Origin of the sequence: Telluria antibiotica, assembly GCF_011682055.1 — a bacterium.
Classification (GTDB): domain Bacteria; phylum Pseudomonadota; class Gammaproteobacteria; order Burkholderiales; family Burkholderiaceae_D; genus Telluria; species Telluria antibiotica.
On sequence record NZ_JAAQOM010000016.1, the window covers coordinates 58444 to 73170 of the forward strand.

Consider the following 14727-nt stretch of genomic DNA (forward strand, 5'->3'; position numbering starts at 1 on the left):
AATATTGTGGAGGTTTGACTGTATTCGATCGTGGATATATCGCTCAGGACAATTGCTGAACAGAAATATACACGAAAAAAGACACAGTGTTTTGCCAGATCAATATTTTCGTCATTTCGATGCGACATCCCCGTTTTTTCCTCCGTTCAGGACGAAAAAAAGCCGCGGACCGCCGCGGCTTTGATGGAACTGCCGATCCGGTTATTCGCCGGCGGCCGCCTTTTTCGCCGTCGTGGCGCGCTTGGCCGGCGCCTTGCGGGCCGCGGCCGCCTTGGCGGGTGCCTTGGCCTTGGCCGCAGGTTTCGCGGCAGCCGTCTTGGTCGCCGCAGCCTTGCGCGCGGCCGGCTTGGCGGCCGGCGCTTCCGCACCGCCCTCGGCCTCGTCGGCCTGGTCCTTCGCCTTCGCGCCCGGCTTAGCCTTGCGCTCCTCGAACTCGAAGCTGATCTTGCCGTCCTTGCCGCGCACGAGGAAGGCCTTGAACGACCGGCGCGTACGCTGCGAGACGAAGCCCGGCAGCAGGTCGGTCTTGCCCTCGTTCAGCAGCTTGGCCATCTGGTCGGGCAGGATTTCCTGCTGCAGGATGATGCGGCTGCTGCGGAAGTCGCACGTCTTCGGCTTGGCGACCGTGTGCTCGCAGACGTAGGCCAGCCCCATCTCGTAGACGTTGCCGTTGCATTTCGGGCACGGGCCGAGCGGCGTCTGGCCCGTGAAGTCGACGCCCTCGCCGTCCTCGCCGTCGTCCTGGTCCTGGCCGAAGTCGAACTCCAGCTTGAAGTTCTTGATGTCCTCGTCGCGCACGATGCGCAGGATGGCGGCGAACGGCCGGCCCATCTTCGAGCGGAAGCCCTGCAGCGGGCCGATCGTGCGCTTCTCCAGCAATTCCTCGACTTCCTCGATCTCGAACTGGCGGCCGCCCGGCACCTTGCTCATCGAGAAGTCGCACTTGGTACAGGCGAAGCGCCGGTAGTTTTCCTTGACGACGCTGCCGCAGTTCGGACACGGCGTGCGCAGCGTCGCGTACTCGCCCGGGATCGTGTCGTTGTTGTATTCCTTGGCGCGCTTGACGATGATCTCGGTCATCTCGGCGATCTCGCGCATGAACTCCTCGCGCGAAATCTGGCCTTTTTCCATTTGCGACAGCTTGTGTTCCCACTCGCCCGTCAGTTCCGGCGCCGTCAATTCGTTCACGCCGAGGCCGCGCAGCAGGGTCATCAGCTGGAATGCCTTGGCGGTCGGGATCAGCTCGCGCCCTTCGCGCAGCAGGTATTTTTCCGTCAGCAAGCCTTCGATGATCGCGGCGCGCGTGGCCGGCGTGCCGAGGCCCTTGCCGGCCATGGCGTCGCGCAGCTCGTCGGAATCCACGAGCTTGCCCGCGCCTTCCATTGCCGACAGCAACGTGGCTTCGTTGTAGCGCGCGGGCGGCTTGGTGACGAGGCCGTTGGCCGTGACCTTCTCCGTCTGTACCTGCTCACCCTTCGTGACCGGCACGAGGCTGGCGCCATCCTTGTCGTCCCCGGTCGTGTCCTTGCCGTACACGGCGAGCCAGCCGGGGTTCGTCATGACCTTGCCCTCGGTCTTGAACTGGTGGCCTTCCACTTCCGTAAAACGCGTGGTGACGAGGAACTCGGCGGCCGGGAAGAACACGGCCATGAAGCGGCGCGTGACGAGGTCGTACAGTTTCTGTTCCGGCTCGGACAGGTTCTTCGGCACGACACCCGTCGGGATGATCGCGAAGTGGTCCGAGATCTTGCTGTTGTCGAAGATGCGCTTGTTCGGCTTGACCCAGCCCTTGTCCAGGATCTGCTTGGCGAACGGCAGGTAGTTCGAATTACCCTTCAACACTTCCAGCGTCGACTGGACCGTGCTCAGGTAGTCTTCCGGCAGCGCGCGCGAATCCGTACGGGGATAGGTCAGCACCTTGTGCTTTTCGTACAGCGCCTGCGCGAGGCCCAGCGTGTTCTTGGCCGAGAAGCCGAAGCGGCCGTTGGCTTCGCGCTGCAGCGACGTCAGGTCGAACAGCGCGGGCGCCATCGACGTCGTCGGTTTCGATTCCTCGGTAACCTTGCCCTGCTTACCCGTGCAGGCGGCGACGATGGCGTCCGCATCGGCCTTGGCCCACATGCGCTCGGCGCGTCGTTCCGGATCGGTGTCGTCCTTCTTGAACTTCGTGTCGAGCCAGCGGCCTTCGTACACGCCGGCCGCGCAGCGGAATTCCGCGCGCACTTCCCAGTAGTCGCGCGGCACGAATTTCTTGATCTTCTCTTCGCGCTCGACGACGATCGACAAGGTGGGCGTCTGCACGCGGCCGACGGTCGTCAGGTAGAAACCGCCTTCCTTCGAGTTGAACGCGGTCATCGCGCGGGTGCCGTTGATGCCGATCAGCCAGTCCGCTTCCGAGCGGCAACGGGCGGCATCGGCCAGCGGCAACATTTCCTTGTCGCTGCGCAGGTGGGCGAAGCCGTCGCGGATCGCGTTCGGCGTCATCGACTGCAGCCACAGGCGCTTGACGGTCTGCTTCGCCTTCGCATTCTGGGCGATCAGGCGGAAGATCAGCTCACCTTCGCGGCCCGCGTCGCATGCGTTGATCAGGGTGTCGACATCCTTGCGCTTGATCAGCTTGTTCAGCACCTTGAGGCGCGACTCCGTCTTCGCGATCGGATTCAGCGCGAAGTACGGCGGGATCATCGGCAGGTGGGTGAAACTCCATTTGCCGCGCTTGACGTCGTATTCCTCGGGCACCGCGATCTCGAGCAGGTGGCCGACGGCGGACGACAGGACGTACTCGTCGGATTCGAAATACTCATCGTGCTTCGTAAAGCCGCCGAGCGCCTTGGCGATGTCGTTCGCCACGGAGGGTTTTTCGGCAATGATGAGGGCTTTGGTCATATGGTTTCTCGTACTTGTTCTTGGCTAGGCTCGCGCATCATACATGAGCCCCAGGCTTGGGCGGCGTGATATATCCGCCGCTTGTGAGCTTATCGTGAGCTTATTGTTAGCTTATTGGTAACGGATTGGCAGTAGCGGCCAATGATAAGCGGGTTGTCGCGCAATCCGCAAGTAGACTCTCTCTGCGTGATCGTTGATGCAACTATGCATTTCCGGACAGAAACACCGTTTGAATATTACTCTAAAACAATAAAAAACGGGGCCGCAGCCCCGTTCGTGATGTATTTTTGCACCGTTTCAGTGCAAAAGGCGCGGCGCGGCATCTTCTTCGTCCGACCCGAAGAGGTCGTCGAACATCAGCGCGTCCGGCTCCTTGCCCTGGCTCCACAGGAGCATCAGGACGATGATCTTGAGCTTGCCCAACGTGACGGGCGCTTCGTCCAGCGCGAGCGCGCGTTCGATGACGATCTCGCGCTGGGACGCGGTCAACAGGCCGGCCAGCTCGAGGAACTGGATGAAGCCGACGGCCGCGGTGCCGAGCGTGTCGACTTCCTGGGCGATGTAGAAGCGCGTGCCGCTCGATTCGAGGGCGGGATTGGTGGTGCCGGCCATTTCCGTCAAGCCATTTAGCCAGTCCAACGCCTCGGAAATTTCGACATCGTCGAAACCGACGGCAGACAGCTTGCGTGCCAAGGCAGCCGGCTCGGGGCAGGCATCGGGACGGTAATACGTCTCGTAGAGGTAGACTAGGATGTCGAACATGGTGACGCTACTGTAGCAGCTAAGCTCCTTGCGGCACAAGAGCGTCACGAACTCCACTGACTCTCGGAAACATCATCGTTGTTTATCGGCCTTATCGGGTTCGCCAGCATATTTGCCCCTAATTATCGCTTGAATATTCTCTGCACGAGCCCGCCCGGCAGCCGTTCGACGCGCCCCGCCAGCTCCAGCACGAGCAGCTGCGCACTGAGTTCTCCTGGGGGACAGCCGAGCCGGGCCAGCAATGCGTCCATGTCGACGGGGTCGTGACCGAGGACATCGAGCAGCGCGGCCTCCGCCGGCGTGCCGACACCCGCCGTGGGACTGTTATCGTTATTCATATCCGTTAAGGAAATAACTGATGCGGGTAAGAACGCCGCCGGGACGCCCAGCAGCGGGGACGACGCGAGCGCTTCCAGCACGTCGTGCGCCGTGTCGACGAGCTTCGCGCCTTCGCGGATCAGGACGTGGCAGCCCTTGGCCAGCGCCGCGTGGATCGAGCCGGGGATCGCGAACACGTCGCGGCCCTGCTCGGCCGCCTGGCGCGCCGTGATCAGTGAGCCGGACTGCGCGGCCGCCTCGACGACGAGCACGCCGGCCGCGAGGCCGCTGATGATCCGGTTGCGCCGGGGGAAATTGCCCGGGACGGGTGGCGTGCCGATGGGATATTCGCTGACGATGCAGCCCTCCGCGGCGATGCGTTCGCCCAGGGCGCGGTTGCGGGCGGGATAGACGACGTCCGGCCCCGTGCCGACGACGGCGACGGTGCCGCCGGCGCGGCGCAGCGCGCCCTCGTGCGCCGCCGCGTCGATGCCTAGCGCGAGCCCGGACACGATGCAGAGCCCGGCCGCGGACAGGCTTTGCGCGAACGCTTGCGCATTCATCCTGCCCTGCACGCTGGCATTGCGGCTGCCGACGATGGCGAGGCCAGGTCTGGCCAGCAGCGTCGCACGGCCTCTAATATAGAGGAGCAGCGGCGGATCGGGGATGTGGGACAGCAGTTCGGGATAGCCGGGCTCGCCCAGCGCGACGACGCCGTTGCCGGGTTGGTCGAGCCAGGCCAGGGTGGCGTCCAGCAGGCGGCGCGTCGTGTCGGCGGGCGGCTGCAGCAGCGCGCGCGCCTGGGCCGGACTCACGTGGGCGGCCAGTGCGGCGAAGTCGGCGGCGAACACGGCGTCCGGGCTGCCGAAGACGCCGAGCAGCGCCGCCGCCGTGCGCGGGCCGATGCCGGCGCAGCGCTCCAGCCGCAGCCAGGCGGCCAGCCGCGCCGGGAACGATGGGAGTGCAGGTACCGCGGTGAGGGCCGTGTCCTGCACGGTGGAGTTACTCCGGTGATCGTGCGACGTCGCCGATCTGCACCGGCCCCGTCGTCCGCATGACCAGGCCGTACGCGACGTGGTCGAAAACCCGGAAGATGAACAGGTCGCCGTATTGCTCGTCCGGGAGCTTGAGTTTGGCCTTGCCGAACCCGAGGAAGCCTTTGCTTTCCGGGTCCGTCACGGTCTGCCCCAGATGATAAAGCTGCAGCACGGACCCGACATCGAGTCCGTCAAGCGTGCCCCGGTTGACAGTCACGACCTGGTTCTGCGAAGCGAAATTCGATTCCGTCGGCAGCGCCATCACGCGCGCCGCCACCGGCCGCGCGGGCGCATGGGGTACGTAGTTGCGCACGGGTGCCGGCGGCACGGGCAGCAGCCGGTCGCCGACGCCCATTTCCTTGTCGGAACGCGTGACGACGAACGTGTGGACGTCCGTGCCCGGCGCTGCCGCCTTCACGAGGCGGGCCGTGCCGACGTACGTGGCTTCGTGCGCGACGACCTGGTTCGTATCCGGATCACGCAGCTCCTTGCCCGGACGGAAGACCTGGAAGCTCGCCACATCGCCGAGCGCGCCGCGCACGTAGATGCGGTCGCCCTCGCCCAGGTACAGCCGGTCTTCGGCCGCCGCCACGATGCGCGGCGCGGCCGCCAGCGCCTGCGGCTCGACGACGAGCGGCTGGGTCAGGAACGGTTCGATCACGCCCGACGGGATGGCGGGCACGGCATTGTTGGTGTCCATGCCCTCCGTGCGCACCTGGGGCGACAGGCGCACGAGGGGCGGCTGGCCCGCATCGGCGCCCGTGCCCGGCTTGTTCAAGGTGAGGCGGCCATGGGCGCGGTCGAAATACACGATCTGCCCCGGATAGATCCAGTGCGGATTGCGGATCTCGTCGCGATTCATGCCCCACACCTGGGGCCAGCACCACGGATGTTCCAAGAAGGTGCCGGAAATGTCCCACAAGGTATCGCCCTTGACGACGACGTGCTGGTCCGGGGCGTTCGGCCGGAACGCGCAGTCGATGGCGGCCTGGACAGGCATGGCGAGGATGGCGAACACGCCGGCGGCGGCGGCGCGGATGACGAGCGACCGAGCGGCGCCTGTGCTAAAATTTTTCATTGGAGAGTCCTAAAGTGCCTATCGGCACGGGTGCTACGCCGCCTCGGCCGGCAACACAGCAGGAAACAGACGGCTCTTCGACCGCGTAGCGGATCTTGAAGTGTCGCAAGAGTTGCCTTACTGAATCAAATTCTGCCGAGAAATCCCTGAACTAGCAAGACAAACCGCACCCGGCAGCGGGGGCGGCGTGTTGCGTTTATGTCCGCGCAACCCAATATACCGATTATTGACCGACTTTGAACACATCGCCATGGCCTTACTGAACATCCTCCGCTACCCCGATCCGCGCCTGCACAAGGTCGCCAAGCCGGTCACCGAATTCGGCGACCGCCTCCACAAGCTGGTGGCGGACATGGCCGAGACCATGTACGACGCACCGGGCGTGGGCCTGGCCGCCACGCAGGTCGACGTGCACGAGCGCGTCGTCGTCATCGACGTGACCGAGACCAAGGACGACCTGCTCGTCTTCGTCAACCCGGAAATCGTCTGGTCCAGCCCGGACAAGCAAGTCTACGACGAAGGCTGCCTGTCGGTGCCGGGCATCTACGACGGCGTCGAGCGTCCCTCCCGCGTCAAGGTGCGCGCCGTCGACCAGTTCAACAAGCCGTTCGAGCTCGAGGCGGACGGCCTGCTGGCCGTGTGCATCCAGCACGAGATGGACCACTTGATGGGCAAGGTCTTCGTGGAATACCTGTCGCCGCTGAAGCGCAACCGCATCAAGACGAAGCTGCAGAAGGAAGAGCGCGACATGCAGCGTTCCTCCGCCCGCCGCGCATGATGAAGGTGGTTTTTGCCGGCACGCCGGAATTCGCGGCCGTCGCGCTGCGCGCCCTGCTCGACGCTGGATTCAGCGTACCGCTCGTGCTGACCCAGCCCGACCGCCCGGCCGGCCGCGGCATGCAGCTGCAGGCGTCAAGCGTGAAACAGGTCGCCGTCGCGCACGGGATCGACGTGCTGCAACCGTTGTCGCTCCGGATGGACGCGAAGGATCCGCAGCGCGCGAGCGAAGCCCGGGCCGCGCACGAACGCCTGCTCGCGACCGACTACGACGTCATGGTCGTCGCCGCGTACGGCCTGATCCTGCCCCGCTCCACCCTCGACATCAAGCCCTGCATCAATATCCACGGCTCCATCCTGCCCCGCTGGCGGGGCGCCGCGCCGATCCACCGCGCGATCGAGGCGGGCGATGCGGAGACGGGCGTGACGATCATGGAAATGGAAGAAGGCCTGGACACGGGCCCGATGCTGCTCGTCGAGCGCATCGCCATCGACGACACGGACACGACGGGCAGCCTGCACGACAAGCTGGCGGCCCTCGGCGGCCGCATGATCGTCGACGCGCTGCAGCAAATGGCGCAGGGCCGCCTGGAAGCCGTACCCCAGCCGGAGGAAGGCGTGACGTATGCCGCCAAGATCGGCAAGGAAGAGGCGAAGCTGGACTGGACCTTGCCGGCCGCCGAACTGGCGCGCAAGGTCCGCGCATTCAACCCGTTCCCGGGCGCGCATGGCCAGGCGGGGTCGACGACGGTCAAGATCTGGCAGGCGCAGCCCGTCGCTGGCAGTGGCCAACCGGGCCAGGTGCTGCAGGCCGATGGGCAGGGCATCGTCGTCGCGTGCGGCGCCGGCGCGCTCCGCCTGACGGAATTGCAAAAGCCGGGCGGCAAGCGCCTGGCGGCGGCCGAGTTCCTGAAAGGGTTTTCGTTCGACGGTCTCGCGTTCGCGTAACCGACGGCGTCAACATAATAAAGAAGGGCATCAGCCGGCGTGCGCCGGGTGATGCCCTTCTGTTTTCCGTATCAATTAATCGAGACCTTTGTCTCTGATGGCATCCCGTACGGGTCTCAGGCCATCGGGCCCACGGGGCGCTGTGCCCCGGCCATCGTCATGCAAGAGATCAGTGCTGCTCGCCTTGAGCACGCACGCGATTCGCTTCCATATATTCGCGCAGGACCTGGTTGATGCGGGTCTGGTAGCCCGGACCGGCCGATTTGAACCATTCCAGCATGTCGACGTCGAGACGGATCGTGACGATCTGCTTCACGCCGGCGGCGGCGTGCGACTTGGCCGCAGCGGTGTCTTCGGTGCGGGCGGCTGGCTGGTCCCACTCGGCTACGTATTCTTTGTTCATTGCAATCTTCCCATTTTGGCGGCGGAGCGACGGTCCGCGCATTCCGTTGATTGGACAAGGATTTATCCTGAAACCGCGCCAACGGCGGTTCCATGAAGTTAATTGTCGTCCCTGTATGTATCCGGGAAATTGCTAATATGCGGCAATTTGTATCACAGTGTAACAATGTCGCGTTTGATACAGTACGTTACAAACGTCTTTACATCGACGTCCGGTTTTGAGCGAACCGTGACCCTTCGGCCGCACCGGGAACAAACTCGGCCAGTAACGGTATAATCACAGACCCGCCTCATATTTCCGCTTCATTTATTTTCCAGCAGACCTCAGGAAGCCAACGATGATCACCGCCGCCCACCCCATGTCCCCCGTCGAAGCCCAGCTGCGCGAAGCCCTCGCCCGCCGGATCCTGATCCTGGACGGCGCGATGGGCACGATCATCCAACAATATAAACTGGACGAACAGGCGTATCGCGGCGGCCCCGCCGGGCGCTTCATCGATTTCACGGCCCCCGCCGACAGCGGCGCCCGTGAGCTGTTCGTCAAGGGCAACAACGAGTTGCTGAACCTGACGCAGCCGCAGATCATCCAGGAAATCCACGAGCGCTACCTGGCCGCCGGCGCCGACATCATCGAAACTAACACGTTCGGCGCCACCAGCGTCGCGCAGGACGACTACCACATGGCGCACCTCGTGCGCGAGATGAACGTGCAGGCCGCGAAGCTCGCGCGCGCCGCCTGCGTCAAGTATTCGACGCCGGACAAGCCGCGCTACGCCGCCGGCGCCCTCGGCCCGACGCCGAAGACGGCATCCATTTCGCCGGACGTCAACGACCCGGCCGCGCGCAACGTGACGTTCGACCAACTGGTCACCGCCTATTACGAACAGGTCGACGCGCTCGTCGAGGGCGGTATCGACCTGATTCTCGTCGAGACGATCTTCGACACCCTGAACTGCAAGGCCGCGCTGTTCGCCATCGACCAGTATTTCACCGAGCATCCGGAGACGACGCGCCTGCCGCTGATGATCTCCGGTACGGTCACCGACGCATCGGGCCGCATCCTGTCCGGCCAGACCGTGCCGGCATTCTGGAATTCCGTGCGCCATGCGAAGCCGCTGACGATCGGCCTGAACTGCGCGCTGGGCGCCGCCCTGATGCGTCCGTACGCCGAGGAACTGTCGCAGATCGCCGACACGTTCGTCTGCATCTACCCGAACGCCGGCTTGCCCAACCCGATGAGCGACACGGGTTTCGACGAACTGCCGTCCGACACGTCCGCCCTGCTGCGCGAATTCGCCGACGCCGGCTTCGTCAACATTGCCGGCGGCTGCTGCGGCACGACGCCGGAACACATCCAGGCCATCGGCGACCTGCTGAAGGATTGCCCTCCCCGCACCGTGCCGGAGATCCCCGTCGCGCTGCGCCTGTCCGGGCTGGAGCCGTTCGTCGTCGACGACACGTCGCTGTTCGTCAACGTCGGCGAGCGCACCAACGTCACGGGCTCGAAAGCGTTCGCGCGCATGATCCTGAACGAGCAGTTCGACGAGGCGCTGTCCGTCGCGCGCCAGCAGGTCGAGAACGGCGCGCAAGTCATCGACATCAACATGGACGAGGCGATGCTCGATTCCCAGGCCGCGATGACGCGCTTCCTGAACCTGATCGCGTCCGAACCCGACATCTCGCGCGTGCCGATCATGATCGACTCGTCGAAGTGGTCCGTGATCGAAGCGGGCCTGAAGTGCGTGCAGGGCAAGGCGATCGTCAACTCGATCTCGATGAAGGAAGGCGAAGAGGAGTTCCTGCGCCAGGCCACGCTGTGCCGCCGCTACGGCGCGGCCGTGATCGTGATGGCGTTCGACGAGAAGGGCCAGGCCGACACGTTCGAGCGCAAGATCGAGATCTGCAAGCGCGCGTACGACACCCTGGTGCAGAAGGTCGGCTTCCCGCCGGAAGACATCATCTTCGACCCGAACATCTTCGCGATCGCCACGGGCATCGAGGAGCACGACAACTACGCCGTCGACTTCATCAACGCGACGCGCTGGATCCGCGAGCACCTGCCGTACGCGAAGGTGTCGGGCGGCGTGTCGAACGTGTCGTTCTCGTTCCGCGGCAACGACCCCGCGCGTGAAGCGATCCACACCGTGTTCCTGTACCACGCCATCAAGGCCGGCATGACGATGGGTATCGTCAATGCGGGCATGGTCGGCGTGTACGACGACCTCGATGCCGAGCTGCGCGAGCGCGTGGAAGACGTCGTGCTGAACCGCCGCGCCGACGCCACCGAGCGCATGATCGAATTCGCCGGCACGTTGAAGGCCGGCGGCGCCAAGCAGGAACAGAACCTCGAGTGGCGTAACGCGCCGGTCGGCAAGCGCTTGTCGCATGCGCTCGTGCACGGCATCACGCAGTGGATCGTCGAGGACACGGAAGAAGCGCGCGCTGGGATCGCAGCCGAAGGCGGCCGTCCGATCCAGGTGATCGAGGGCCCGCTGATGGACGGCATGAACGTCGTCGGCGACCTGTTCGGCCAGGGCAAGATGTTCCTGCCGCAGGTGGTGAAATCGGCGCGCGTGATGAAGCAGGCCGTGGCCCACCTGATCCCGTTCATCGAGGAAGAAAAGGCGGCCGAGGAAGCGCGCACGGGCATCGTCGCGAAACCGAAGGGCAAGATGGTGATCGCCACCGTGAAGGGCGACGTGCACGACATCGGCAAGAACATCGTCTCCGTGGTCCTGCAGTGTAATAACTTCGAGATCGTCAACATGGGCGTGATGGTGCCCGCGTCCGAGATCCTCGCGAAGGCGAAGGAAGAGAACGCGGACATCATCGGCCTCTCGGGCCTGATCACGCCGTCGCTCGAAGAGATGGCCCACGTCGCGCGCGAGATGCAGCGCGATCCGTGGTTCCGCGAGCGCCGCATTCCCCTGTTGATCGGCGGCGCAACGACGAGCCGCGCGCACACGGCCGTCAAGATCGCGCCGCATTACGAAGGCCCGGTCGTGTACGTGCCGGACGCGTCGCGTTCCGTGTCGGTGGGCCAGTCGCTAGTAACGGCGGAGACCCGCGACGGCTACGTCGCCGAGATCGCCGAGGACTACGTGCGCATCCGCGAACAGCACGCGAACAAGAAGGCGTTGCCGATGGTGAGCCTGGAGCAGGCCCGCGCCAACAAGGCGCAGCTGGCGTTCGCGCCGACGAAGCCGAAATTCGTCGGCCGCCGCGTCTTCAAGAACGTCGACCTGGCGACGCTCGCCCGCTACATCGACTGGAGTCCGTTCTTCCAGACGTGGGACCTGGCCGGTCCGTATCCCGCGATCCTGACGGACGAGGTGGTCGGAGAAGCGGCGACGAAGGTGTTCGAGGAAGGCCAGGCGATGCTGAAGAAGATCATCGACGGCCGCTGGCTGACGGCAAACGGCGCCATCGCCCTGCTCCCCGCGAACAGCGTGAACGACGACGACATCGAGATCTACACGGACGACACGCGCAGTGAAGTCGCCTTCACGTATTACGGCCTGCGCCAGCAAGGCGTGAAGCCCATCGTCGACGGCGTGCAGCGTCCGAATCAGTGCCTGGCCGACTTCATCGCGCCGAAATCGTCCGGCATCGCCGACTACATCGGCCTGTTCGCCGTCACGGCCGGCATCGGCGCCGAGAAGATCGAGAAGCGCTTCGAGGCCGCCGGCGACGACTATTCGTCGATCATGGTGAAGGCCCTGGCCGACCGCCTGGCCGAAGCGTTCGCCGAGTACATGCACGAGCGCGTGCGCACGGACCTGTGGGGCTATGTCGCGGGGGAGTCCCTGTCGAACGAGGCGCTGATCAAGGAAGAATACGTCGGCATCCGCCCGGCGCCGGGCTATCCGGCCTGCCCCGAGCACACGGTCAAGGCCGACCTGTTCAAGGTTTTGCAGGCCGACGAGATCGGGATGCAGCTGACGGAATCGTTCGCGATGTACCCGGGCGCCGCGGTGTCGGGCTTTTACTTCTCGCACCCGGAATCGAAGTATTTCGTGGTCGGCAAGATCGGCCAGGACCAGCTCGACGACATGGCCAAGCGGCGCGGCCTGCCGAAGGACGAGGTGGAACGGTACCTGGCGCCAAACCTCTGATCGAGCGACTGGTGAGCACGGAGTGCGCACCTACGGCTACGCGGCTGATCAACTGTCTGGTGGGCACGGGGTGCCCACCCTACGGTTATATGCGGTCCCATGTGACACCGCGTGGGCACGGGTGCACACCCTATGATTGTCACGATGCCGTAGGGTGGGCGGCCTCCGCCCACCATGCATCACGCCTGCTCGCGCTTGAACCGCCACAGGGCGGCGACGATGAACAGCAGCGCAAACCCCAACAGCACCGCGACGGCCGGCGCGGCCGCCGCCGCATCCAGGCCGCGCCACGTCACGGCATCCAGGCCCGCGATGGCCCAGCGCGTCGGCACGACCATCGTCAGCTGCTGCACCCACGCCGGGAACATGAACGACGGCACCCAGGCGCCGCCCAGCATCACCATGATCAACGTGGCGAACATCGCGATGCCGCGCGCCGCTTCCGGCGTCTTGCCGAACGCGGCGACGAGCAGGCCGAACGCGGCCGTCAGTGCGCCGAACCCGAGCGCCACGCCGAGGAAGCCCGGCAGGCTCGAGATCTGCACGTGGAACGCCAGCGCCGCCACGACGAAGATCGCGCACAAGAGGCCGAACGCGATGATGGCCGCCGAGACGCCGCGCGCCAGCACCACTTGCGTCAGCGTGACGGGCGCCGCGAGCAGGCGGTCCCACACGCCGCTGCGGCGCGCCAGCAGCATGCCGATGCCCATGTTCACGCCCATGAACAGGATGAACTGCACACCCATGCCCGAGAACGAGTGCGCGTACGGGTTGTAGCCCTGGGCCACCGGGCCGCTCGTCAGGCCCTCGTCATGCGTCGTGAACGGCATCGCCAGCCCGCGCGGTGCGGCGCCGTCCGTGCCTTCCGTGCGCGGCTGCGACTCGTACTTGCGCACGGCGACGAGCATGTCGCGCAGCGCCGGGTCCTGCACGTTGTTCGCGTCGAGTTGCTGCAGGCCGCGCTCCGTGAGCTTCTTGCCCATCGGGCCGCCGAACATCTCCGCGCTCACGACCTGCATCACCTGCTGCGTCAGCATGCCCTTCACCATCGCCAGCACGGCGGGCTGCGACGGGTCGTACAGCAGCGGGATCGCGGGCTTCTCTTCGTTCGAGAACATGGCGGTGCCGGCCGCTTCGGCGAAGCCGGCCGGCAGCACGATGGCGATGGCCTGGCTGCCCTTGCGCACGGCGTCGCGCGCCTGCGCGAGGTCCATCGGCGTCACGTGCAGGTTCGGGTCGGCCTTGAGGCCCGCCGCGATGCGGTTGCCGGCGCCGCTCGTGTCCTGCTGGACGAGGGCCACGTCGATCCCGCCGCCTTTCGCGCTGCCGCCGCCGAACACGGAACCGAAGAACGCGGCGATCACGATGGGCAGCACGAGGTGCATCAGCAGCGCGCGCTTGTCGGAGAAATACAGGATGAGGTCCTTGCGGACGAGGGCGAAAAAGGCGGTCATGGCGGGTCTCAGTCGCGCAGCGAGCGTCCGGTGAGGTCGAGGAAGATGTCTTCGAGGCTGGCGCGCGCGGTGGCGAAGTGCACGGCGCGCTGGCCCTGCCCTTGCAGCCAGCCGAGCAGCGGCACGGCGTCGGCGTTGTCGGTGAGGCCGATGTCGAGCGCGTTGCCCTCGCTCGCGAGGGCCGTCACGCCGGCCTGCGTGCGCAGCGCGTCGAGCAGCTGGCTACCCGCCGGTTCCGCCAGCTCCACGCGCAGCAGCGCCTTCGACGCGAGCTTGCGATGCAGCGCGGCCGGGCTGTCGTCCGCGAGCACCTTGCCGTGGTCGATGATGACGATGTGGTCGGCGAGGCGCTCCACCTCTTCCATGTAGTGGCTCGTGTAGATCAGCGCACGGCCTTGCGCCTGCAGCGCTTCCAGGGTGTCGAAGATCGCGTTGCGGCTTTGCGGGTCGACACCGACCGTCGGCTCGTCGAGGATCAACAGGTCCGGGTCGTGCAGCAGCGCGGCCGCGATGTTCAGGCGGCGCTTCATCCCGCCGGAGAACGTGGCCGGCTTGTCGCGCGCGCGGTCGGACAGGCCCACGAGGCCCAGCACACTGTCGATACGGTCGTCGAGCGCCTTGCCCTTGAGGCCATACAGGGCACCGAACAGCTTCAGGTTCTCGCGCGCCGCCAGGTCTTCGTACAGCGCGAGATCCTGCGGGACGAGGCCGATGCGGCGCTTGACCCCGGCGGCGCCCGTCGTGACGGGCTGGCCGTCCAGCAGCACCTGCCCCGCATCGGGCCTCAGTAGCCCGCACAGCATGGAGACGGTGGTCGACTTGCCGGCGCCGTTCGGCCCGAGCAGGCCGACCGTCTGGCCTGTCCTCACCTGGAACGACACCCCGTCCACGGCACGGCGGGCGCCGTACGATTTCACGAGACCTTCAACGCGCAACAACACGTTCGACAT

Annotated in this window: 10 protein-coding genes; 3 read left to right on the forward strand and 7 right to left on the reverse strand. The window is 65.5% G+C overall.

The annotated features are described in order from the left end of the window. Positions 1–201: 201 nt before the first annotated feature. The 4 genes from HAV22_RS23690 to HAV22_RS23705 all read right to left on the reverse strand — a co-directional run bounded on the left by HAV22_RS23690 (position 202) and on the right by HAV22_RS23705 (position 6081). Positions 202–2886 (reverse strand): DNA topoisomerase III, encoded by a 2685-nt coding sequence (locus tag HAV22_RS23690; RefSeq protein WP_166862435.1) that lies wholly within the window; start codon positions 2884–2886, stop codon positions 202–204. Between the two features lie 297 nt (positions 2887–3183). After that, the gene (locus HAV22_RS23695) at positions 3184–3648 is read right to left on the reverse strand and encodes a Smg family protein (RefSeq protein WP_166862437.1); all 465 of its coding nucleotides are present in this window, start codon (positions 3646–3648) and stop codon (positions 3184–3186) included. A gap of 122 nt (positions 3649–3770) precedes the next feature. Further along, complete coding sequence (dprA, locus tag HAV22_RS23700) at positions 3771–4961, reverse strand: DNA-processing protein DprA (RefSeq protein WP_166862439.1); 1191 nt, start codon at positions 4959–4961, stop codon at positions 3771–3773. Between the two features lie 7 nt (positions 4962–4968). Further along, complete coding sequence (locus tag HAV22_RS23705) at positions 4969–6081, reverse strand: LysM peptidoglycan-binding domain-containing protein (protein WP_166862441.1); 1113 nt, start codon at positions 6079–6081, stop codon at positions 4969–4971. A 250-nt stretch (positions 6082–6331) separates the two neighbouring features. Between HAV22_RS23705 and def the strand changes: the two genes are divergently transcribed. Together def and fmt are read left to right on the forward strand one after the other, a co-directional pair. Next, positions 6332–6859 carry a peptide deformylase gene (gene def / locus HAV22_RS23710; protein ID WP_166862444.1) on the forward strand — a complete coding sequence of 176 codons (528 nt, stop codon included), beginning with the start codon at positions 6332–6334 and terminating at the stop codon, positions 6857–6859. Beyond that, on the forward strand, positions 6859–7806 hold the full coding sequence (gene fmt, locus HAV22_RS23715) for a methionyl-tRNA formyltransferase (RefSeq protein ID WP_166862615.1): 948 nt from the start codon (positions 6859–6861) through the stop codon (positions 7804–7806). Before def ends, fmt begins: the two co-directional genes overlap by 1 nt. 169 nt (positions 7807–7975) lie before the next feature. On the opposite strand, the gene HAV22_RS23720 is transcribed toward fmt, so the two are convergent. Then, positions 7976–8209: a BrnA antitoxin family protein gene (locus tag HAV22_RS23720; RefSeq protein ID WP_166862446.1), complete on the reverse strand. Its 234-nt coding sequence runs from the start codon at positions 8207–8209 to the stop codon at positions 7976–7978. Positions 8210–8567: 358 nt separating this feature from the next. Here HAV22_RS23720 and metH point away from each other — a divergent pair, with 358 nt between their 5' ends. Further along, positions 8568–12323, forward strand: coding sequence for a methionine synthase (gene metH, locus HAV22_RS23725; protein WP_166862617.1), 3756 nt, complete (start codon positions 8568–8570; stop codon positions 12321–12323). Positions 12324–12502: 179 nt separating this feature from the next. On the opposite strand, the gene HAV22_RS23730 is transcribed toward metH, so the two are convergent. Together HAV22_RS23730 and HAV22_RS23735 are read right to left on the reverse strand one after the other, a co-directional pair. Continuing rightward, the gene (locus HAV22_RS23730) at positions 12503–13777 is read right to left on the reverse strand and encodes an ABC transporter permease (RefSeq protein ID WP_166862448.1); all 1275 of its coding nucleotides are present in this window, start codon (positions 13775–13777) and stop codon (positions 12503–12505) included. A gap of 8 nt (positions 13778–13785) precedes the next feature. Next, the gene (locus HAV22_RS23735) at positions 13786–14727 is read right to left on the reverse strand and encodes an ABC transporter ATP-binding protein (RefSeq protein ID WP_166862450.1); all 942 of its coding nucleotides are present in this window, start codon (positions 14725–14727) and stop codon (positions 13786–13788) included.

Bases quoted from the DNA above. Each gene is read 5' to 3' on its own strand.
- def (WP_166862444.1), top strand. From the start codon at position 6,332: ATGGCCTTACTGAACATCCTCCGCTACCCCGATCCGCGCCTGCACAAG.
- HAV22_RS23720 (WP_166862446.1), bottom strand. From the start codon at position 8,209: ATGAACAAAGAATACGTAGCCGAGTGGGACCAGCCAGCCGCCCGCACC.
- HAV22_RS23705 (WP_166862441.1), bottom strand. From the start codon at position 6,081: ATGAAAAATTTTAGCACAGGCGCCGCTCGGTCGCTCGTCATCCGCGCC.
- HAV22_RS23735 (WP_166862450.1), bottom strand. From the start codon at position 14,727: ATGTCGAACGTGTTGTTGCGCGTTGAAGGTCTCGTGAAATCGTACGGC.
- HAV22_RS23690 (WP_166862435.1), bottom strand. From the start codon at position 2,886: ATGACCAAAGCCCTCATCATTGCCGAAAAACCCTCCGTGGCGAACGAC.
- HAV22_RS23730 (WP_166862448.1), bottom strand. From the start codon at position 13,777: ATGACCGCCTTTTTCGCCCTCGTCCGCAAGGACCTCATCCTGTATTTC.
- metH (WP_166862617.1), top strand. From the start codon at position 8,568: ATGTCCCCCGTCGAAGCCCAGCTGCGCGAAGCCCTCGCCCGCCGGATC.
- HAV22_RS23695 (WP_166862437.1), bottom strand. From the start codon at position 3,648: ATGTTCGACATCCTAGTCTACCTCTACGAGACGTATTACCGTCCCGAT.
- fmt (WP_166862615.1), top strand. From the start codon at position 6,859: ATGAAGGTGGTTTTTGCCGGCACGCCGGAATTCGCGGCCGTCGCGCTG.